Annotated in this window: 16 protein-coding genes and 3 pseudogenes; 6 read left to right on the top strand and 13 right to left on the bottom strand. The window is 68.1% G+C overall.

Annotated elements, in window-relative coordinates; translation table 11 throughout:
• Window positions 1-13: 13 nt before the first annotated feature.
• The 3 genes and pseudogenes from purU to C7T91_RS01195 all read right to left on the bottom strand — a co-directional run bounded on the left by purU (window position 14) and on the right by C7T91_RS01195 (window position 1858).
• A complete protein-coding gene (gene purU, locus C7T91_RS01205; protein WP_108257669.1) occupies window positions 14-883 on the bottom strand; it encodes a formyltetrahydrofolate deformylase in 870 nt (289 codons plus the stop codon).
• An 88-nt stretch (window positions 884-971) separates the two neighbouring features.
• A pseudogene (locus C7T91_RS01200) lies at window positions 972-1316 on the bottom strand (bifunctional methylenetetrahydrofolate dehydrogenase/methenyltetrahydrofolate cyclohydrolase); the annotation flags it as partial.
• Window positions 1316-1858, bottom strand: coding sequence for an NAD(P)-dependent oxidoreductase (locus tag C7T91_RS01195; RefSeq protein WP_108258439.1), 543 nt, complete (start codon window positions 1856-1858; stop codon window positions 1316-1318). The pseudogene C7T91_RS01200 and the gene C7T91_RS01195, both read right to left, overlap by 1 nt.
• A gap of 142 nt (window positions 1859-2000) precedes the next feature.
• On the opposite strand from C7T91_RS01195, the gene C7T91_RS01190 reads away from it, so the two are divergent.
• Together C7T91_RS01190 and C7T91_RS01185 are read left to right on the top strand one after the other, a co-directional pair.
• A complete protein-coding gene (locus C7T91_RS01190) occupies window positions 2001-2669 on the top strand; it encodes a GntR family transcriptional regulator (protein WP_161555678.1) in 669 nt (222 codons plus the stop codon).
• A gap of 330 nt (window positions 2670-2999) precedes the next feature.
• Window positions 3000-4304 (top strand): short-chain fatty acid transporter, encoded by a 1305-nt coding sequence (locus C7T91_RS01185; protein ID WP_108257667.1) that lies wholly within the window; start codon window positions 3000-3002, stop codon window positions 4302-4304.
• 480 nt (window positions 4305-4784) lie between these two features.
• Here C7T91_RS01185 and C7T91_RS01180 read toward each other — a convergent pair whose 3' ends face one another.
• From C7T91_RS01180 to C7T91_RS01165, 3 genes are all read right to left on the bottom strand, one after another.
• Entirely contained in the window at window positions 4785-6107 is a 1323-nt protein-coding gene (locus C7T91_RS01180; protein WP_108257666.1) for a mechanosensitive ion channel family protein, read from the bottom strand.
• Between the two features lie 1133 nt (window positions 6108-7240).
• Entirely contained in the window at window positions 7241-8299 is a 1059-nt protein-coding gene (locus C7T91_RS01170; RefSeq protein ID WP_108257664.1) for a ParB/RepB/Spo0J family partition protein, read from the bottom strand.
• A gap of 1 nt (window position 8300) precedes the next feature.
• Window positions 8301-9614, bottom strand: a complete 1314-nt coding sequence (locus tag C7T91_RS01165; RefSeq protein WP_108257663.1) for an AAA family ATPase — start codon at window positions 9612-9614, stop codon at window positions 8301-8303.
• 449 nt (window positions 9615-10063) lie between these two features.
• Here C7T91_RS01165 and repC point away from each other — a divergent pair, with 449 nt between their 5' ends.
• Window positions 10064-11116 carry a replication initiation protein RepC gene (gene repC, locus C7T91_RS01160; protein WP_108257662.1) on the top strand — a complete coding sequence of 351 codons (1053 nt, stop codon included), beginning with the start codon at window positions 10064-10066 and terminating at the stop codon, window positions 11114-11116.
• 566 nt (window positions 11117-11682) lie between these two features.
• Here repC and C7T91_RS01150 read toward each other — a convergent pair.
• From C7T91_RS01150 to C7T91_RS34425, 3 genes and pseudogenes are all read right to left on the bottom strand, one after another.
• Window positions 11683-11922, bottom strand: a pseudogene (locus C7T91_RS01150) (glycerophosphodiester phosphodiesterase family protein); the annotation flags it as partial.
• A complete protein-coding gene (locus tag C7T91_RS01145) occupies window positions 11919-12386 on the bottom strand; it encodes a RidA family protein (RefSeq protein WP_108257659.1) in 468 nt (155 codons plus the stop codon). The pseudogene C7T91_RS01150 and the gene C7T91_RS01145, both read right to left, overlap by 4 nt.
• A 91-nt stretch (window positions 12387-12477) precedes the next feature.
• Entirely contained in the window at window positions 12478-12867 is a 390-nt protein-coding gene (locus C7T91_RS34425) for a response regulator (protein ID WP_407943242.1), read from the bottom strand.
• Between C7T91_RS34425 and C7T91_RS01135 the strand changes: the two genes are divergently transcribed.
• Complete coding sequence (locus C7T91_RS01135; protein ID WP_407943241.1) at window positions 12866-13387, top strand: ATP-binding cassette domain-containing protein; 522 nt, start codon at window positions 12866-12868, stop codon at window positions 13385-13387. The genes C7T91_RS34425 and C7T91_RS01135 overlap by 2 nt on opposite strands.
• Before the next feature lie 257 nt (window positions 13388-13644).
• Here the strand turns inward: C7T91_RS01135 and C7T91_RS01130 are convergent, their stop codons facing one another.
• Entirely contained in the window at window positions 13645-14712 is a 1068-nt protein-coding gene (locus C7T91_RS01130; protein ID WP_236637905.1) for a patatin-like phospholipase family protein, read from the bottom strand.
• Window positions 14709-15563 carry an ABC transporter substrate-binding protein gene (locus C7T91_RS01125; protein ID WP_108257656.1) on the bottom strand — a complete coding sequence of 285 codons (855 nt, stop codon included), beginning with the start codon at window positions 15561-15563 and terminating at the stop codon, window positions 14709-14711. The genes C7T91_RS01130 and C7T91_RS01125 overlap by 4 nt, the downstream gene beginning before the upstream one ends.
• 108 nt (window positions 15564-15671) lie before the next feature.
• Here C7T91_RS01125 and C7T91_RS01120 point away from each other — a divergent pair, with 108 nt between their 5' ends.
• Both C7T91_RS01120 and C7T91_RS01115 read left to right on the top strand, forming a co-directional pair.
• Window positions 15672-16067 carry a hypothetical protein gene (locus C7T91_RS01120; protein ID WP_407943240.1) on the top strand — a complete coding sequence of 132 codons (396 nt, stop codon included), beginning with the start codon at window positions 15672-15674 and terminating at the stop codon, window positions 16065-16067.
• 166 nt (window positions 16068-16233) lie between these two features.
• Window positions 16234-18795, top strand: a complete 2562-nt coding sequence (locus tag C7T91_RS01115; protein WP_108257655.1) for a GcvT family protein — start codon at window positions 16234-16236, stop codon at window positions 18793-18795.
• An 82-nt stretch (window positions 18796-18877) separates the two neighbouring features.
• Here C7T91_RS01115 and C7T91_RS01110 read toward each other — a convergent pair.
• Window positions 18878-19042, bottom strand: a pseudogene (locus C7T91_RS01110) (methylated-DNA--[protein]-cysteine S-methyltransferase); the annotation flags it as partial.
• Between the two features lie 140 nt (window positions 19043-19182).
• Window positions 19183-20019, bottom strand: coding sequence for a sulfate ABC transporter permease subunit CysT (cysT, locus tag C7T91_RS01105; protein ID WP_108257654.1), 837 nt, complete (start codon window positions 20017-20019; stop codon window positions 19183-19185).

The raw sequence follows: 20019 nt of genomic DNA, 5'->3' as shown, positions 1-20019 counted from the left end.
GGGCAGCGGGGACTCAGCCCATGCGCTCGGAGGAATAGCTGCCCGGCGAGGCGGGGAAGACCACCGTCTTGTTGCCGTTCAGGAAGGCGCGGCGATGGGCATGGGCATGGACCGCGCGCGCCAGCACCTGGGCCTCGACGTCGCGGCCGAGCGACACGTAGTCCTCGGCGGATTGCGCATGGGTGATGCGAACCGTGTCCTGCTCGATGATCGGGCCCTCGTCGAGATCGGCGGTCACGTAATGCGAGGTCGCGCCGATCAGCTTCACGCCGCGGGCATAGGCCTGCTTGTAGGGGTTCGCGCCCTTGAAGCTCGGAAGGAAGGAGTGGTGGATGTTGATGATCCGTCCGCTCATCTTCTGGCACATCTCGTCCGAGAGGATCTGCATGTAGCGCGCCAGCACGATCAGCTCGGCCCCGGCATCCTCGACCACCTTCATGATCCGCGCCTCGGCCTCGGGCTTGGTGTCCCTGGTGACCGGGATGCAGTGGAACGGGATGTCGTGGTTCACGACCACCTTCTGGTAATCCATGTGGTTCGAGATCACCGCGACGATCTCGACCGGCAGCGCGCCGATCCGGACCCGGTACAAGAGGTCGTTCAGGCAATGGCCGAAGCGGCTGACCATGATCACGACCTTCATCTTCGAGGTCTCGTCATGGAAGGCGAAATCCATGTCCTTTCCGGCCGCGACCTCGGCGAAACCGCGCTCCAGTTCGTCGAGCGCCGCGCCGGTCTCGGCGGCGAAGCTGACCCGCATGAAGAACTTGCCGGTCTCCATGTCATCATATTGCGCGCTGTCGGTGATGTTGCAGCCATTCTCGGCGAGGAAGCCGGCGATGGCGGCGACCACGCCGCGGGTCGAGCCGCAGGTGACGGTCAGGCCGTNAGCGGGCGGCGGCCCCGGCGGGCGCGGCGGCGGCGGGGTCGATCTTGGGGGTGCGGATATTCACTTTTCTCTCTCCCTCGGGGGTCAAACGGTCAGGTCGGCGGGCNGGCACGAGGCCGTGGATCCGCGCACAGGCAGTCAGGGTATTGGCCAGCAGGCAGGCGATGGTCATCGGGCCGACGCCGCCCGGAACCGGGGTGATCGCGCCCGCGACTTCGGCGGCGGAGGCGAAATCGACATCGCCGGCCAGCCGGGTCTTTCCCTCGCCGCGCTCGGGCGCGGGAATGCGGTTGATGCCGACATCGATCACCGTCGCGCCGGGCTTGACCCAGTCGCCGCGGATCATCGCGGGGCGGCCGACGGCGGCCACCAGGATATCGGCGCCGCGGCAGACCCCGCTGGTGCCGCAGGGCTCGGCCCCGGCGATCATGGCCGCCGATGGCGCGGGCGCCGCGGCCTTGGCAGCGCGCGGGCCAGCGCCGCGGTCTCGCGGCCGATCACGCCCATGCCGATCAGCCCCAGCCGCGTGCCCAGGATGTCCTGGCCGATGAAGGCGCCCTTCAGCCATTCGCCGCCCTTGGTGGCGCCGTCGAGCTTCGGCAGCGACTTGCGCAGCGCCAGCATCAGCGTGACCGCGTGCTCGGCGACCGCGCGGGCATTCGCCCCCACGGCCCTGTATACCGGAATGCCGCGCGCCTCGGCGGCGCCGAGATTGATGTTGTTCACGCCGCTGCCGTGCTTGGCGATCACCTTCAGCGCCGGCGAGGCGGCGATCACCTCTTCGGTGATCCGCCCCTGGGACACCATGATCGCCGAGATCTGCGCGTCGCGGGCCAGCTTCACCACCTCTTCGGGCGGCGTGTAGGGCGGCGAGAAGATGCACTCGTATCCGTTGCGGCCGAGCAGCTCGACAGCTGCCCCGTCGATGCGGTCCCGCGTGACGAGGACTTTGCGGAGGGGGTTCTCCATGCTCATTAGGTATCCCGAACTCTCATTATCTGCTATTTTGGTATACGGATGACAATGTAAGGTCAATAAGTGTATACCTCTTGCTGCGAGAACGGCGATGCCGTACCCTGCAATTGTCAGAAACTGGGAAAATCAGCGACTTATGAAGAACGACGCCTCCAAGCCGGATCTGCCGCTTGCCGACATCGTCTACGGACAGGTGCGCGACCTGCTGCGCCAGGGCGAGCTCGCGCCGGGCCAGAGGCTGAGCGAGTCGGAGCTGTGCGACCGGTTCCAGGTCAGCCGCACCCCCGCACGCGAAGCGATCCACCGGCTGCTGAACGAGGGGTTCCTGACCCAGGGCAGCGGCGGACGGCCCAGCGTCGCCGAGATCGACATCGCCGCCGCCGAAGAGATCTACGACATGCGCGAGGCGGTCGAATGCCTGGCCGCGCGGCTGGCCGCGCGCAAGGCGACCACCGAAGACCTTCTGGAGCTGCGGGCCATCCTCGACGAGCAGCGCGCGGGCCCCGCCGGCGAGACCGAATTCCTCGACGTGAACGACCGCTTCCACGGCTGCATCTACCGGATTTCGGCGAACCGCTACGTCCAGCGGACGGCCAGCATCCTCCTGGTTTCGGCGGGGATGATCCGCGGCTCGACCCATGGCAAATACGACTACGACTCCTGGTCGCTCGCCGAGCACGAGGAGATCTACCGCGCGATCGAAGACGGCGACAGCGTCGCCGCCGAAGACGCGATGCGCCGCCATACGCGGCACGGCCGGTTCCAGCGCATCGCGCTGCTGTCCCGCGCAGGCGCCCGGAAATGACCCCCGGCTAGCCTGCCGCGGCCCGGCATCCCTGCCTGCCTTGCCGCGGCGCCGTAGATTCGCCCGGCGGCCTGCCCATCCGGCAAGCGCGGCACCGGAAGCGCCTCTCCCTCCCCCGCACCGATAGCCTGACGCGGCCCATGCCACGACGGGCCGCACCCCCCTCGGCGCCCATGCCGCGCGGATCTCGCATCATACCCTGGGATGCAAACCTCGGCCCCAACTCGTTGTGACGGCAACGATATCAGGGCATTGCCCGGCAAGCAGGCCCGGCGGCGGCGCAAACCGTCGGCCGGACCGGCCCGTAACCGCAGAGGAGACCCCTGCCCCGTGGAAGCCATTACAAATTTTTCGGTGCGCGTCGTACAACGCTACCTGCCGAGCGCCTTCGTTCTGGCGCTCATGCTGACCTTCATCGTCTTCGCCCTCGGCATGGGGCTGGCGCAGCAGTCGCCCGCCGCCATGGCCGGATACTGGGGCGACGGCTTCGCCAAGCTCTTCACCTTCGCCATGCAGATGGTGCTGGTGCTGGTCACAGGCTACGTCCTGGCCATGACCCCGCCGGTCCAGGCGATGCTCTCGGCGCTGACCCGCAAGGCCGGCACCGCCCGCCAGGCCCTGGCCATAACCATCGTCACCAGCTTCGTCTGCTACTACGCGAACTGGGGCTTCGGCATGGTGGCGGGCGCCATCCTGGCCCGCGAGATGGGCCGCCGCGTCCATATCCATTTCCCGCTGATCGTGGCAGCCGCCTATGGCGGCGAGCTGGTGCGCGGGCCGTCTTCCTCTATCCCGCTGGTGATCGCCACGCCCGGGCATTTCATGGAGCAGGCGATCGGCATCGTGCCGGTGACGGACACGCTCTATGCTTGGTGGAACATCCTGCTGACGCTGCTGCTGCTGGCGCTGCTGGTCGGCTTCTTCATGCTGCAGAAACAGCCCGCGAAGATCGTCCAGTTCGAAGGCGATGACGAGGAGGAGATCGCGCCCCGGCCCGCCCCCGCGGAGATGACCCCCTCGGACCGTCTGGAGCACAGCCGCCTGCCGACCCTGATCCTCGGCCTGCTGGCCGGCGCCTATGTCGCGATGCAGATCGTCACCGGCACCTTCTCGGTGACGCTGAACAGCTGGATCCTGATCTTCCTGTCGCTCGGGCTGATCCTCCACCGCAGCCCCGCCGCCTATGTGGCGGTGACCGAGAAGGCGGTGAAGGCGGCGGCGGGCATCATCATCCAGTTCCCGCTCTATGCCGGTATCGCCGGCATGATGACCGGCTCGGGGCTGGTGACGCAGTTCTCGGACGCGATCATCTCGATCGCCACGCCGCAGACCTTCCCGGTGCTGACTTTCCTCTGCGCGGGCGTGGTGAACTTCTTCATCCCGTCGGGCGGCGGGCAATGGGCGATCCAGGGCCCGGTGATGATGCAGGCGGCGGCCGCGCTCGGCGCGAACCCGGCGCATACGATCATGGCCTTTGCCTGGGGCGATGGCTGGACGAACCAGATCCAGCCCTTCTGGGCCCTGCCGCTGCTCGGCGTCGCCGGCCTGTCGGCGCGGGACATCATGGGCTACCTGCTGATCTGGCTGGCCATCTCGGGCATCGCGATCGGCACGGTCTTCACCTTGATCGCGTGAGATGACGTCCCTGGTCCCGGCTGCCCGCGCGGCCGGGACCGCCCGCCGCCGCCCCGCATTCTGGCCCGGACAGCCAACTGCCGGTGCGGAGGCGGCACGGGTCCTCCCCCTCCGCACCGCGGCACGCCTTCATGCAGCGCGGGCCATCGGCAGCGGCGGGTCGAAAGACCTTCCCGTTCGGCCGGGCGCCGGATGCAGGCCTCTGCAGAAACCTCGCTCCGTCCTGCCCCCCGACTGGCTCTCTTCCGGATGGCGCCCCCTGTTTCCGCCGCAGCTCCGGCCCGGAGCCTTGCGCATAGTGCATGGCGGACCTGACGGAATGGCGGTTGCCGCGATGCGGCACGGCCGTTAAGTTAGCGTTAACACAGTCACGAGTGACCAAGTTACCAGTTTTCCGCGGGTTCCTCCTCCTCCCTGAGCCCGGGAAATCGGCGGCGGTCCCCCTCCTCCTCCCCGGGACCGCCGCCTTCCTTTCCTTCGTCAGCTTGCCGCCGGTTCAGACTCTGCGCCGCCGAGCATCCGCACTTCGCGCTGCGGGAACGGAATCGCCACGCCATTGTCCTTGAACGCATCCCACAGCGCCAGGTAGACGGCGCCGCGCACATTGGTCAGGCCCGCCGTCGGGTCGGTGATCCAGAAGCGCAGGATGTAGTCGACCGAGCTGTCGCCGAATCCGACGATGTGGCAAACGGGCGGCTTGCTCTCCAGAACCCGCTTGACCGACAGCGCCGCCTCCACCGCGATCCGGCGCACCTCGTGCGGGTCGTTGGCGTAGGCCGTGCCGAAGAAGATGTCGAGCCGGACGAATTCGTTGGAATGGGACCAGTTCACCACCTGCCCGGTGATCATGTCCTCGTTCGGGATCAGGTATTCGCGCCCGTCCCGCGTCACCACCGAGACATAGCGGGCGCCGAGCGCGTTGATCCAGCCGAAAGTCTCGCCGAGGGAAATCACGTCGCCCGGCTTGATCGACTTGTCGAGCAGGATGATGATCCCCGAAACCAGGTTCGACACGACCTTCTGCAGCCCGAAGCCGAGCCCGACGCCGATCGCCCCCGAGAGCACGGCAAGCCCGGTCAGGTCCACCCCCACCGCCTTCATCGCGAAGAGGAAGGCCGAGCCGTAGAGCGCGACCTGCACCGCCTTGATCGACAGGACGCGCATCGAGGGGCTCATCTCCTCGTTGGCGTTGATCCGCGCCGCGGAGGTGCGCGACAGGAAGCGCGCGGTCGCCAGAAGCACGGTCACCGCCACCGCCGCCTGCACCACCATCCATGCCGAGATCGTCAGGCTGCCCATGTCGACGGTGATCCGCGACATCAGCGCGACGAATTCCTCGGTCTGGCCCAGCACCGTCAGGGTCAGCCAGATCCAGGCGCCGTATTGCACCGCCGCGCGCAGCGGCTTGTTGGCGATCAGCCGCGCCGCCAGCGCGACCACCAGCCAGGCAAGCGCCAGGTTGCCGATGATCGCCAGAAGGAAGGAGCGGCTCGGCCAGGTGGTCTCGCGCAGGACCCAGATCGCCGCCCAGATCATCGGCACGAAGATCAGCCCGCGCAGCCGCCGGTGGAGCACCAGCGCGGTGCGCATCCGCCACATCGGCCAGCCCTCGCGGGCGCGCAGCCAGCCATGGACCCGCGGCCCGGCCATCCGCGCGGCGACATGCGCCACCGCGAAGAGCGACACCGCTATGGCCAGCTGGTAGCCGACCCAGGGCCGCAGCAGCGCGCCCAGCTGGATCCGGAGGAAGTGGTAGAGGTCGAGCCCGTAGCTCGCGGTCTGTTCGAACAGATCTGGTTCCATGCATCCTGCCTGTCTGCCTCGGGCCTCCAGCTTGCCGGGAAAGCGGCGGTCCCGCAATCTCCGCGCCCCTTTCGCAGGCGCCCGGCCGGTCGGATGCCTCCGGCCGGGACGGCCGCCTCCCGGCCGTCCCCGCGCCAATGGACCGCGCTGCGCCCCGCTTTGCAGCCCGCGGTTCCCGCAGGTTCGAAGGAAACAAAGCGGCGGTTCTTTGCGCATTTTCCGGATAAAAGCGCCGAGTTCTGCCTCCGCGACTTATGTCCGGTAATGGAACGCTGTCTTCGGTCAGCCGACCGGCGGCGCCATTTCGGCCCCGGCACTTTGCGCGGCGTGCCCGCAGCCCGCCATGCCCCGGCCGATACCGCGGATCTCCGTCTGACCGCCCTGCCCTCATGCGCCGAGGCGCAGTCTCCGTGACAGGTTCGGCCGCGGTGGCCCTGGCATCACACCGACACTATCGCCTGCCCGCCGGCGCGCTGCAACAAGGACATTCCACAGTCCTGCATCCGCCTCATCCCGTTGCCGCGTTTCCCTTCCCGGCGCCTCGCCGTATGGCACGGGCACGGGCACGGGCACGGGCACGGGCACGGGCACGGGCGTCAAGACCTCCGCTAGCCATACACCGCAAGGGGTCCGGAAGCGCCGGACATCCGCATCGGCGCACAGGCGGGTTTTTGGTCCGGTCTTGAGGCGCCGCTTCATGAGGTCTCCGGCCACCGTCTCGCACGAAACGGCATCACGGCTCCGCGCGGCCCTCACCTTCGGAGGACACGGCCGCTCGTCGCGGACGGTGCAGCTCCGAGACATGGCGGCAGAGCGGAGGCCCAAGGGCGCCGCCCCGAACGCCTGTCATTTTCCTGAAGCGATCTCCGCCAGCGACGCCCAAACGGTGCCGCGCCTGCCCCTGCGCTGCAAGCCGCCGTCCCGGAAAAGGCATCAGGTGCCGGAGGCTCCGCGGCACAACATGACGACCGGTCATGCCCGGCGGCGCCGCCGCTCCGGGAGCGCCGTCCATAACGGCAAGGACGATGAAAAAGGAAGGCTTCGAGGTCGGCCTGCAGCGGCGGGCCCGACGGATTTAACGGCCGTTAAACTTCCGCGGCAGGCCCGCCCGGTCGGTTTAACGGCCGTTAAACTCAGCCCCGCCCGTTACGGCGGAGCACCTCTTCGAAGGCCCGGCAGGCCTCTTCGAGCACATCCCGGGAAAGCTCGGAATAGTCGACCGGCGACTTGATGCGGACCTCGCCCTTGCGGGCGGTCACCTTGGCGGCGCCCATGCGGAACTCGGTCTTGACCGCAGAGCCGCGGCCGGAGCCGCGCGGGTCCGGCGCCCGGTCGGTGCGCTCGACGAAATCGCGCAGCAGCCGCAGCTGCGCCTCCGTTCCGGAGGTCGCTGCGAGACCCTCGCGCAGCGCCGCCACATCGCCGTCCTCCAGCGCCCGCACCACCTGCACGCCGAGGTCGCGCGAGATATCGCGCGGGTCGATCAGTACGCCGCCGAATTCCTCGAGCAGACGGACGAAGGCGTTGACATAGGAGCGCTGCGCCGGGCTCTGCGCGTGGTAGAGCCGGTTCACCGCGGCGCGCGCATCGGCCATGCCGGTTTCGGGATCCTTGGCCACCGCCATGGCAAGCCCGGCCAGCTCCGACAGCGACAGGTTCTTGCGCACCACGTTCTCGGTGACCATGTCGACATAGCGGTCCATGCGGCCTGTCGCCTGGGTCTCGATCTTGGCGGTGACCAGCGAGAACCGCGCGTCGCCGGTCTCCTCGAAGAGCATCTTCAGCGCGTGCAGCCGCCGCCAGCCCGAGGTCAGCGAATAGCCACTGCCGTCCTGCTGGACCGTCACCGGCTCCTTCTGGCCAAGCGCGCGGATCGACTGCTTCAGCTCCTCCATCTCGGGGCTTTTCAGCTCGTCCGCCAGATCGGCCCGGTCCCGCGCCAGATCGTCGGCGCGGATCATCTCGAGCGGCAGCCGCAGCAGCACCAGCCCCGCATCCATCGCGTCACGCCATTGCCGGGCCTCCTCGGCATTGCGGCGGCGCTGCTGCTTCAGGTCCTCCTCGGACCGGTCGAGCGACCGGGCGGTCTCGCGGATCGCGGCGCTCATCGGGCCGGGCTTGGCCTCCGGACCTGGTTTCGCGACGGGTCGGCGGGCGGCGCCCGGGGTGATGTCGAACTTGGATTTCACCATTTCAGCCTGCCTTCCGCTTGAGCTCGCCGTCGCGCGGCCAGACCGAAAGAATGGTCTCGCGGAATTCCTCGTAGGCCTCGTCGAAGCTCTTGCGCGCGCGCTTCCAGGTATCCCGGGTCATCTCGCGGTAGTCCTGTTCGTAGATCGAGTTCTGGAACCGTCCGGACTGTTCGACCGCGCGGGTCATCTCGATCGCATGCTCGCAGACCCGGCCGGCGAAGACATTGTGGAAGGCCCGCTTCATCGCCTCGTGCAGCTCGTTCGAGGCCTCGTAGCGGGTCATCAGAACCCGGATCGCCAGGAACTCCTTCGGCAGGCTCAGCCGCGCGCCGTCAGCATGGCCGGCATAGCCCGCCGAGATGTCCTCCATCGCGGTGGCGAGCTGGCCGAGGAAGGAGGTGGTCGAGTCGTATTCCCAGTAGCCCGGGCCCGACGGGATATAGAGAACGTCCGCCGCGAAGGCCGCGTTCAGCGACTGGTAGCCGATGGCCGGCGGGCAGTCGAAGATGATCAGGTCGTAGTCGTCCTCGGGCAGTTCGTCGAGATAGCGCGAGACGCAACCGAAGAAGGTCCAGCCGGGATGCAGGTTGCGGTACTGCGCGGAGGCGAATTCCACGAAGGCCGCGTTGGCACAGCTCGGGATGATGTGGATCGAACGGCCCCAGCAGGTCGGCAGGATGAAGTCCGAGAACTTCTGGCGGCCGATCGACTGGACGTCGTCGGGCAGCTCGTAGCTGGCGGGGTAGGGGCAGTCGTCGGGATCGTCATAGGTGTCGACGATCCGGTCGGCTTCCTTGCAAAGGTCGCGGCACATGATGCCCCAGACGGTCTGGTCCTCGCTGACCGCGGTCAGGCCCATCGAATGGGTCAGCGTTGCCTGCGGGTCGAAGTCGATCACCAGCACGCGGTAGCCGTCGAGCGCCGCCGCATGGGCGAGGTGCTGCGCCACCACGGTCTTGCCGACGCCGCCCTTGAAGTTCGACACGCCGATCCGCAGCGCGCGGCCCTTCGGGCGCGGCGGCATCAGCGACTTGTTCTTGAACTTCAGGCCGCGGCGCAGCCGGGTGATCTCGTCGATGGTGAACCAGCGCTGGCCGTTCGACTTTTCCACCATGCCCTGGGGCAGCTCGGGCTGGTCCATCAGCCGCTTGCGGAACGTGTCCTGGTTCACGCCGAAAATGAAATTCGCCACCTCCCAGGTGGAGAAGCGCCGGAGCTGCTTGGTATCGTCCGGAGAGAAGGTCTGCTCGCGCACTGCCTGCTGCTGCAGGAGGCTCGCCTCGTTCATCATGCGAAGTGTGGTATGGTCATCCATTGCCCTGATCCCGCCATTTTCGTTGCCGGGAGAATATCGGGATCTCCGGATTAGAAAACCCGGAAATTCCGGAATACCGGGATTTGGTCCGAGCTGTTGCTTTTCGCCAATTCCATTGCAATTCCATGGGAAAAGCCACCAGAGCTTGGGGAAGGGACCCGCGAAACACAGATCCAGTCCCGATATTCACTGATGTTTGACAAAATCCGGGATTGGCACCTAAACTTCCCGCATGACGCAAGAATCGGGACAACCGACTCGGTCATTGACGGCAACGAGCAGCAGCAAGGAGGCACAGCAGGCCGGAAAAGAAAGAGGCGCCAGATTTCTCCGGACGCCCCATCTGATGTTTTGCACCCTCAAGATGGCCCCCGGAGATCCCAAAGTCAACAACGCCTGTCGGGCGCGTGGCGGCTTTTTGCCTGATCTCCCGGTCCCGTGACATCGCCATGACCCATTTTCCAGACCCTGCCGCGCGGCGGGACGGCACCGGCTTGCCTGCGGCACCGGTGACAGGAGCGCAGACCGCGCTTGCCCTGCACAAGTGGCGCGACCTGATGGACCCGCTCAAGGCCTGTGCGGCCGAGCTGGGCCTGAACGGCACCGACATCCATTTTCTCGACGTCCTGCTGAGCTTCGTCCCCGGCGAACGGCTCGCCCTCGACCGCAGGGGAGAGTGCATCGTCTTCGCCGCGAATGCCACGATCGCGGCACGCATGGGGCGCTCCGGCGACAGCACGGTCAACCGCTGCATCCGCAGGGCGGAAGAGCGCGGGCTGGTGCGGCGCGTGATGTCGCCGAACCGCAAGCGCTACGCACGCGCCGGACGCGCCTATGGCATCGACCTCGCCCCGCTCGCCGAAACCCATGGCCAGCTGATGGGCCTGCTCGCGGAGGTCGAAGCCCAGGCCGCCCGCACGGAAGAACTGCGCCGGGACTGCGCCGACCTGCTGGCCAAGCTGAAACAGCAGCCCGGCACCTGTCCGGAGCGGATCGCGGAGTTCCAGCGGCGGCTGCGCCGGAAACCGACCGAAGACGCGCTGATCCGTCTCGGCAGCGACATCGCCGCCTGTCTGAACACGGCCATTCCGGGCGGCAGCGGCGACCGGAATGAGCAGCACTCAAAGCACCAAATTTCCAATACCCTTGATAAGCCCGAACCCCGAACCGACCCTGTCGACGAAACCGACATCGCCCGCGCCTTTCCCAGCCTAACGGCAATGCTCAGCCCCTCTGCCAGGACCCCTTTGCAGCGCCAGCTCGACGATGCTGCCCTCGCGCTTCCCGGCATACGGCGCGCCTGGCAGAGAAGCTCGGACAAGATGGGACCCGGGCCCGCAGCCATCCTGCTCGGCACGGTGCTCGAGCGGCACGAAAGGATCGCCAATCCCGGCGGCTATCTCCGCAACCTCACCGACCGCTGGATGCGCGGCGAGCTTGATCTGGACAACCTCGTCCATGCCAGCCTGAGGCAGAAGGCACGGGAAAGACAGGCCGCATGACGATGCTTGCCCTCAAGTCCCCTGCCGGCGCAGACTGCCCAGAGTGGCCGCAGATGCGGCGTCCAGAGTGGCGGAGCGTTTCCCCGCCTGCATCGGTTCCCGCACCGATCCGGACCCGGAGGTTCTGACATGGCCCGGCGCATTCCTGAGGCAGGACGGAAGCCGCTTCCGCCGCACGAGATCCGCCGTTCCGTCGACCTGCCCGGATGCGCGCCGAAGCCCCGGCACGAAGACCTGAAGGCACCGGATCTGGTGCAGCGCATCATGGCCGCCCCGAATTACCGCCGCGCCGACGAGGACATGGACTTCCTGCACCGCGACGCGATGCGCGGCACGCGGCTGCTGCTCGACTACCAGAAGGCGGAGACGCTGCTGGAGGAACACGGCATTGCCCATGCGATCGTCGTCTTCGGCGCCACGCGGATCGGCGAGCCCGGCCATGCCGCGGCGAAGGTTGCGGCGGCTGAGGCTGCACTGGGACGGCGGCCCGGCGATCCGGAGCTGGAACGGCAGCTCGCCGTGGCACGGCGGCTCGAGGCGAAGAGCGGCCATTACGAGACCCGGCCCAGCTCGGCGGCGCTGCGGCCGGTGACGGGGCCGGTCTCGCCGGTCAGGCGGTCGAGCCTGTCGTCATGGAAGACCATCGGCACGCCGTCGCGGCTCGGCTGGATGTCGAGCTCGATCCCGTAGCCGCACTCGATGGCGGCCCTGGCCGCCGCGAGGCTGTTCTCGGGCCGCCCGGCGGCCAGGTCATGCAGGCCGCGATGGGCGATGGGCTGCGCGAGCAGCCCGGCCGGAAAGGTCATCGGATCTGGAAAACGCCGTCGATCTCGACCGCGACGCCGAAGGGCAGCGACGGCGAGGAGACCGCGGAACGGGCATGGCGCCCGGCATCGCCCAGAACTTCGACGAGGAAATCGGAGGCGCCGTTCACGACCGCGGGCTGCTGGCCGAAATCGGGCGCGGAGTTGACGAAGGCGCCCAGCTTGACGACGCGGACCAGCCGGTCGAGATCGCCGCCGCAGGCTGCCTTGACCTGCGACAGCAGGTGGATCGCGCAGAGCTTCGCCGCGGCTGCGCCATCGGAAACGTCCATGCCGTCACCCAGCTTGCCGGTGACCAGCGTGCCGTCCTCGGCCTTGGGCAGCTGCCCGGAGACATGCAGCAGGTCGCCGGCCTGCACGTAGGACACGTAGTTGGCGGCGGGCGCAGCGGCTTCGGGCAGGGTGATGCCGAGCGCGGCGAGGCGGGACTCGAATTGACCGGACATGTCGGGCCTCCTTGATGGTTTCGGGCGCAGCTTTACCGCCGAAGGCGGGGCGGAGGAAGCCGAAATGCATCCGCGGCGCCGGGCGGCCCCGTCACTCCGCCGCGGCTGTCGCGGCGGTTCCGGGCTGTCCCAGCGCTGCGCAGAGTGCCCTGGTCAGGTCCCTGCGGCTGATCGGCTTCATCAGGCTGATGTCCTGCAGGTCGATCCGCTCGCCATGCGCGGTGCTCTCGTTGGGATAGCCCGACATGAAGATCACCCGCAGGCCCGGCATGAGCCTGCGCAGCCGCTCGGCCAGCGCCGGGCCCTGCAGGCTGCCGGGCATGACGATGTCGGTCAGCAGCACATCGGCGCGCAGTCCGGGGAAGAGCGCCAGCGCCTCGTCGCCCGATGCGGCGGCGGTGACCTCGAGCCCCATCCGCTCGAGCCGGAGCGAGCGCGACGTCACGCGGCTGAGCGCCTCGGCGCGGACCCGGCGCGGCATGGGCCGGGCCTTCCAGCTGACCAACCTCTTCCCCGGGCTCACCGTGCTGGAGAACGTGCGGCTTGCCATTCAGGCGCGCGAGGGCCGCGGCTTCCGCATGCTGTCGCGCGCGATGGGCGACTGGGAGCTTCTCGACCGGGCCGAGCGGCTGCTGCAGCAGGTCCGGCTGCTGAGCCTCGCCGAGATGCCGGTGACGGCGCTGCCGCATGGCGACCAGAGGAAGCTCGAGGTCGCGCTGCTGATGGCGCTCGAGCCGCGGGTCTTCATGTTCGACGAGCCGACCGCGGGGATGAGCGCCGACGAGGCGCCGCATGTGCTCGACCTGGTGGCCGGGCTCAAGGGGCAGGCGGGGCGCACCGTTCTGCTGGTGGAGCACAAGCTGGACGTGATCCGCGCGCTCGCCGACCGGATCATCGTGCTGCATGGCGGCGCGCTGGTCGCGGACGGGCCGCCGGACGAGGTGATGGAGTCGGAGATCGTGCAGGAGGTCTACATGGGACAGGCGCTGGCCGATGTCTGACGAGGACGAGACGCCGGGCGCGGACCGGATGGCCGACAGGCTTTCCCGCGCGATGGAGCGCGCGCGGCAGGCCCGCAGCGCGGAGGGGAACGGGGCGGGCCGCCCTTGTTCCTGAGAGTACTGCAACTCCCAGTCCGGGATCCGGGGGCAAGCTCAGCATCCCTGAACGACCTTTCCCTGCGGCAGACAAGTCCGAACATGCCTCCTGCCGCTCAAGCCGCCATGTCCCGACGGACCGGGAGCGGCCGCGCCGCGCCTCAGCTGAACATCCGCACCGTGTCGACCGAGCTATGCGCCCCGATCTTGTCGAAATGATCGGTCACGAAAGCATCGGCCGCGGCATAGCCCGCCTTGTGCAGCTTGCCGAGCACATAGGGCGACGGCACCAGCTTGGTCGCGACCGACAGCTGGGTCATCATCTCGTCATCGGCGATCATGTGGATATGGACGTCGCGCATCGAGCCCTCGGGCACCTGCCCGGTCTTCAGCAGCCGCTTGACGAAGGAGATCGCCCTGAGCTCGCGCAGCAGCGAGGAGTTGAAGCTGATCTCGTTGATGCGGTTGCCGATTTCCTGGGGCGAGGTCGGCAGCTCGTCGCGCTCCAGCGGGTTGATGTTGATGATCACGATGTCATCCGGCAGGTGGCTGGCAAACATCGGATAGAGCGCCGGGTTGCCGGTATAGCCGCCGTCATAGAAGAATTCCTCGCGCCCGGTCTCGGCATCCTCGATCTTCACCGCCTGGAAAATCGTCGGCAGGCAGGCCGAGGCCAGGATCGTGTCGACGGTGATCTCGCCGCCGCGGAAGATCCGCGACTTGCCGTCCCGCACCCGCGTCGTGCAGACGAAGAAATCCGGGCCGCGGTCGGTGCAGCAGATATTGTCGAAGATCAGCTTGGCAACGATCCGCTCCAGCGGGTTGCGGTAGGCCGGGCCGTACATGTAGGGCGACATGAAGCCGGTGGCGGCTTCGGCCATCAAGTAGGCGGGCGAGGCCTGGTAGGCGTCGCGCACCAGCCCGACCAGAGGCCCCAGCGCATTGATCCAGGCGCTCATCCGCAGGTCCTGCACCGCGCCGATCTGGGTCCAGAGCCAGTTGAGCATGTCGATCGCGTTCTGCCGCGGATCGTCGGTCTCGGGACAGCTGAGCCCGGCCTTCAGCGCCGCGCCGTTCAGCGCCCCCGCCGAGGTGCCCGAGATCGAGGCGATCTCGATCCGCTCGTCCTCCAGAAGCCGCACCAGCGCGCCCCAGGTGAAGGCGCCATGCGCGCCGCCGCCCTGAAGCGCCAGGTTGATCCGCTTCACGCTGTTCTTCATGTCCTTCATCTGCGTCCCTCGTTGCCAGCCAGCCTCTGCAGCACCTGTGCCTCGCCGAGCCCGGCGAAGCCCATCGCGCGCCTGACCCCGGGGATCAGCGCCGCGCCGTTCATCGCATACGCCAGTTCGATCAGCCCCGCCTCGCCGAAGGCGTCCCGCACGGCCTCGCGCGCCGCCGCATCCTCGGCGCGGTCGCGCACCACCGCATCGTCGCCGCCCGCCGCCACGACCTTGGCCTCCGGATCGCGCGCCAGCACCGAGCTGACCACCGGCTCGAGGATCGCCGCGCCGTCGACCGCCCCGGTCAGCAGCGCCTGCTGCACCTGCGCCGCGCCCTGGTAGACGATGTCCACCGCATCCGGACCGGCGCCCAGCCCGTTCTGCAGCCAGTATTGCAGCACGGTTTCCGGCACCGAGCCGGTCGGGAAGGTGGCGAGGACCGGCTTGCGGCCCTTGTCTCCGGCGAAGCGGGCAAAGGCGGTGGCGGCGTCCCCGTCGAAATAGGGCGCGAGATCGCCGAGCGCGACGACCGAGATCTGCTCGACGATGTTCGAGGCCACGACCTTGATGTCGGCGCCCTTGCCGCGGGCGACCATCGCCGGGCCGATGCCGAAATAGGCGGCATCGAGCTGCCCGGCCAGCAGCGCCTGCACCATCGCCGGGCCGTTCTGGAACTGCACCAGCTCCGGATCGATGCCGGCCTCGTCCATCCAGCCCTCCTCGAGGGTCACGAAGAGTTGCGCATCCGGCAGGATCGGCATGTAGCCGATTTCGAGCGCCAGCTTGTCTTCGGCGATGGCCGAGGTGGCGAAGCCGAGCGCGGCAAGCCCGGCCAGGATCGGTGCCTTGAACTGAATCATGCGGTGTCTCCCCGAGGTTTCCGCTTCATCTGGTCCATTTTCCTCCTTGAGGAAAGGGCAGGCCGGAAAATGAGGAGAATGTTCCGCCCGGCACGGGAGAGCCGGGACATGAGCCGCCTCCCCGCTTGGCCGCTCGAACGCTGTCGGGCCGCGCGGTCCTTGGTGCGCGAATGCGCCATGGTCACGGTGCAGCTTTCGCCCAGCGACCTCGCCGAGAAAGTCGGCCGCGCCGATATCGTCGTGGCCGCCGTCGGCCAGGCCGAGATGGTCAAGGGCGAGTGGATCAAGCCGGGCGCGACCGTCATCGACGTCGGCACCAGCCGGGTGATCCGCGACGGCCAGACGCTGCTCAAGGGCGACGTGGATTTCGAGGGCGCCTCGACCCGCGCCCGCGCGATCACGCCGGTTCCGGGCGGGGTCGGTCCGATGACGATCATGACGCTGATGCACAACACGCTGGTCGCCGCCTTCCGCCGCGCCGACCTGTCCGTCCCGGAACTCTGACCATGCGGGGCCGCCCCGTCCCCCCTTGCGGCCCCAGCACTGGCCGCGCGGTGCCGTCCCCCGCGCCGCGCGGCAAATTTCGTTTCACGGCCGGCAAGGCCGTTGCCCTCAACCATCGCCGCATGCTGAGTATCAAGCGGGCATCTCGCGAAGAAGGAATGTAGAAATGGCAGCTTTCCCGGAAAGGGCCAATGTCGTCATCGTCGGTCTCGGCGGCATCGTCGGCGCGTCCGTCGCGCACCACCTGATCGAGCGCGGCTGGGACGACATCGTCGGCATCGACAAGTCGGCCATCCCGACCGATATCGGCTCCACCGGCCACGCGTCGGACTTCTGCTACGTGACCGGCCATGACCTGCTGAGCACCTGGAGCTCGATGTACTCCGTCGACTTCTACGAGAAGCTCGGTCACTACAGCCGCATCGGCGGCATCGAGGTCGCACGCGTCGGCGACGACATCCGCATGGAAGAGCTGAAGCGCCGCTGCGACTCCGGCCGTGCCTTCGGCACCCGCGTCGAGATGATCACCCCGGCCCAAGCCAAGGAAAAATTCCCGCTTCTCGAGGAAGACCAGATCCAGGGCGCCATGTGGGACCCGGATGCAGGCCTCGTCGTGCCGCGGTCGCAGACCGTCGCGGGCAAGCTCGTGGATGCGGGCGAGAAAGCCGGCAAGCTGCGCGCCTTCGCCAACACCCCGGCGCTTGAGCTGATCCAGGAAAACGGCCGCGTCGTCGGCGTGAAGACCCACCGCGGCACCATCATGGCCGATCACGTCGTCGTCTGCGCCGGCCTCTGGGGCCGCCTGATCGCCGGCATGGTGGGCGAAGACCTGCCGGTCATGCCCGTCGACCACCCGCTGACCTTCTTCGGTCCGTATGACGAATTCGCAGGCACCGGCCTCGAAATCGGCCGTCCGCTGCTGCGCGACCAGGGCAACTCCGCCTACATGCGCGACACCGGCGACCCCGCCACCACCGAGGGCGGCCAGATGGAATGGGGCTACTACTACGAGGACGAGCCGCGCATGGTGCATCCGCGCGACATCCTCGAGAAGGGCCAGGCCCGCCTCGGGCCGTCGATGCGCGACCTCGCGCTGGAAGACGTCATCGAGCCGCTCGAGCGCGCGATGGAGCTGACCCCGATCCTCGCGGAGCTGGGCTTCAACGAGAGCCACTCGTTCAACGGCCTGCTGCAGACCACCACCGACGGCGGCCCCTCGATGGGCGAAAGCCGCAAGGTGCGCGGCCTGTGGTACGCGGTCGCGATCTGGGTCAAGGACGCGCCCGGCATGGGCAAGCTGATCGCAGACTGGATGACCGACGGGCGCACGCATGTCGACCATCACGGCATCGACTACTCGCGCTTCTCCGACTTCCAGCTGGAAGAGCAGTTCATCCAGGACCGCTGCTGGGAAACCGCGAAGAAGATCTACAACCCGCCGGTCCACGTCCGCGAACCCTTCTCCAAGGGCCGGGGCGTCCGCCGTTCGCCGTTCTACGAGCGCGAAGTCGAGCTGGGCGGCTACTTCATGGAACTCGGCGGCTGGGAGCGCGCGCACGGCTATGCCGCGAACGAGCACCTGCTGGAAAAATATGCCGACCAGGTTCCGGTCCGCGAAGCCGAGTGGGACAACCGCCATTTCTGGCGCGTCTCCAACGCCGAGCAGCTGGAGATGTCCGCGGATTGCGGCATCATCAACCTGTCGCACTTCCACATGACCGACATCTCCGGGCCGGACCATGTCGAGCTGATGGAATGGCTCTGCGCAGCCAAGATCGGCGGCGACGCGAACATCGGCAAGGGCATCTACACCCACATGCTCGATGACGAAGGCATGGTGCGGGCGGACTTCACCGTCTTCCGCATGGCGGACCGCTGCCGCCTGGTGAACGGTGCCGATGCCGGCCCGCGCGACCTGATCTACATGAAGCGCGTGGCGCAGGACCGCGGCCTCGACGTCACCATCGAGGAGACGACCGAGAAGTTCACCACCATCGGCATCTGGGGCCCGAACGCCCGCGAGAACCTCAAGAAGGTCGTCGCGGATCCGGAGGCCCTGAACGCCGAGAACTTCCCCTTCGCGGCAATCCGTCCGATCGAGATCGCAGGCAAGTCGGTCAGCGCGTTCCGCATCTCCTATGTGGGCGAGCAGGGCTGGGAACTGCACATGGCCTATGAAGACGGCCTCGCTGTCTGGGACGCGCTGCGCTCCACCGGCGTGATCGCCGTCGGCGTGGAAACCTACGCGAACTCCCGCCGCCTCGAGAAGTCGCTGCGCCTGCAGAACGCCGACCTGCACACCCAGTACAACCTGCTGGAAGCAGACCTGGCGCGTCCGAAGGTGAAAGAGGCCGATTTCCGCGGCAAGGAAAAGCACCTGGAGTTCAAGGCCCGCGAGCACCAGCCCGCGATGCTCTGCACGCTGGTGATGACCGAGAACACCGACAAGAACGGCGTGAAGCGCTATCCGAACACCACCATGCCGGTGATGGATCCGGAAACCGGCAAAGTGCTGATCGACAGCGAAGGCCGCCGCTCCTACACCTCGTCGGTGGCCTACGGTCCGACCATCGGCAAGAACATCGCCCTGGCCTACCTGCCCTGGGAGTACTGCCAGGTCGGGCGCAAGCTGAACGTCACCTATTTCGACGAGACCTACCCGGTCGAAGTCGCAGGTGTCGGCTATGCTCCGCTCTACGACCCGGAAAACTCCAAGCCGCGCAGCTGATCGCCGCGTCTGCATCCCGCGCCGGAACGGCGCGGGCCTCCCGGCGCCCTGCCCGTCTCCGGACGGACAGGGCGTTTTCGCGTCAGGCGCGGCAGCCTGCCACCGTTTCCGCCTCGATCCCGATCAGCCGCTGCTTGCGCCAGAGCCCGCCGCCATAGCCGGTCAGCGATCCGTCGGCGCCGATTGCCCGGTGGCAGGGGATCATCACCGCGATCCGTTTGGCGCCGTTCGCCCGCGCCACCGCGCGCACCGGCCAGCGCGGCGGCGGCCCCTGCCCCGGCAGCCCATAGTCCGAGGGCGGCCAGAAGCCCGGCGAGGCCGGAGCCCCCTGCCAGCAGGATGCCGCCGCCGCGCGGCAGGATCCGGGAAGGGCAAGTGTCGCTGAAATCAGGCATGTCCGGTCCTCCTGCGGCTCCAGGCCTGGGCCGCGTTGATGGCGAAGATCAGGGCCAGCGCGATGGCCAGCATGGCGAGGCCGATGGCGGCGGCCGCGTCGTAGTCGAATTCCTCGAGCCGGATCACGATCAGGAGCGGCGCGATCTCGGTCAGCTTCGGCAGGTTCCCGGCGATGAAGATCACCGATCCGTATTCCCCGGCGGCGCGGGCCAGGGCGAGCACGCAGCCGGTCGAGAGCGCAGGCATCAGCACCGGCAGCACCACGCGGGCGAAGGTCCGGCCGCGCGAGGCGCCGAGGCTGGCCGAGGCCTCCTCGACGGCCGGGTCGAGATCCTCGATCACCGGCTGCAGCGTGCGCACGACGAAGGGCAGCCCCACGAAGACCAGCGCCAGCCATATGCCCGCCTCGGCATAGGCGACCTTCAGGCCGAGAGGCTCCAGCACCCGGCCGAAGGCCCCCGAGGGCGCATAGAGCGCCGTCAGCGCGATCCCGGCAACGGCCGTCGGCAGGGCGAAGGGCAGATCCATTGCCGCATCGAGCAGGCGGCGGCCGGGAAAACGGTAGCGGGCCAGGACCCAGGCCAGCAACAGTCCCAGCATGCCCGAGATCGCCGCCGCGCCGATGGCGGCGCGGAACGAGAGCCAGAGCGCGGCCAGCACGCGCGGCCGGGCCAGATGGTCCCAGAGCGCTTCCGGTCCCATCGCGATGCCCCGGCCCAGAAGCGCGGCCAGCGGCACCAGGACGACGATCCCGAGCGCCGCGAGCGCGAGCCCGAGACAGGGCCCGAAGCCCGGAAGCGGCGAAGGGCGGCGCAGCAGGGCACGCAT

Source organism: Mangrovicoccus ximenensis, assembly GCF_003056725.1.
Classification (GTDB): domain Bacteria; phylum Pseudomonadota; class Alphaproteobacteria; order Rhodobacterales; family Rhodobacteraceae; genus Mangrovicoccus; species Mangrovicoccus ximenensis.
This window is presented reverse-complemented; position numbering and strand designations above follow the sequence as displayed.

Excerpts from the sequence above, each read along its gene's own strand:
- C7T91_RS01165 (WP_108257663.1), bottom strand. The coding sequence starts at position 9,614 with ATGGATGACCATACCACACTTCGCATGATGAACGAGGCGAGCCTCCTG.
- C7T91_RS01130 (WP_236637905.1), bottom strand. The coding sequence starts at position 14,712 with ATGAAGGACATGAAGAACAGCGTGAAGCGGATCAACCTGGCGCTTCAG.
- C7T91_RS34425 (WP_407943242.1), bottom strand. The coding sequence starts at position 12,867 with ATGCCGCGCCGGGTCCGCGCCGAGGCGCTCAGCCGCGTGACGTCGCGC.
- repC (WP_108257662.1), top strand. The coding sequence starts at position 10,064 with ATGACCCATTTTCCAGACCCTGCCGCGCGGCGGGACGGCACCGGCTTG.
- C7T91_RS01195 (WP_108258439.1), bottom strand. The coding sequence starts at position 1,858 with ATGGAGAACCCCCTCCGCAAAGTCCTCGTCACGCGGGACCGCATCGAC.
- C7T91_RS01135 (WP_407943241.1), top strand. The coding sequence starts at position 12,866 with ATGGGCCGGGCCTTCCAGCTGACCAACCTCTTCCCCGGGCTCACCGTG.
- C7T91_RS01125 (WP_108257656.1), bottom strand. The coding sequence starts at position 15,563 with ATGATTCAGTTCAAGGCACCGATCCTGGCCGGGCTTGCCGCGCTCGGC.
- cysT (WP_108257654.1), bottom strand. The coding sequence starts at position 20,019 with ATGCGTGCCCTGCTGCGCCGCCCTTCGCCGCTTCCGGGCTTCGGGCCC.
- C7T91_RS01120 (WP_407943240.1), top strand. The coding sequence starts at position 15,672 with ATGAGCCGCCTCCCCGCTTGGCCGCTCGAACGCTGTCGGGCCGCGCGG.
- C7T91_RS01180 (WP_108257666.1), bottom strand. The coding sequence starts at position 6,107 with ATGGAACCAGATCTGTTCGAACAGACCGCGAGCTACGGGCTCGACCTC.
- C7T91_RS01190 (WP_161555678.1), top strand. The coding sequence starts at position 2,001 with ATGAAGAACGACGCCTCCAAGCCGGATCTGCCGCTTGCCGACATCGTC.
- C7T91_RS01170 (WP_108257664.1), bottom strand. The coding sequence starts at position 8,299 with ATGGTGAAATCCAAGTTCGACATCACCCCGGGCGCCGCCCGCCGACCC.
- C7T91_RS01115 (WP_108257655.1), top strand. The coding sequence starts at position 16,234 with ATGGCAGCTTTCCCGGAAAGGGCCAATGTCGTCATCGTCGGTCTCGGC.
- C7T91_RS01145 (WP_108257659.1), bottom strand. The coding sequence starts at position 12,386 with ATGTCCGGTCAATTCGAGTCCCGCCTCGCCGCGCTCGGCATCACCCTG.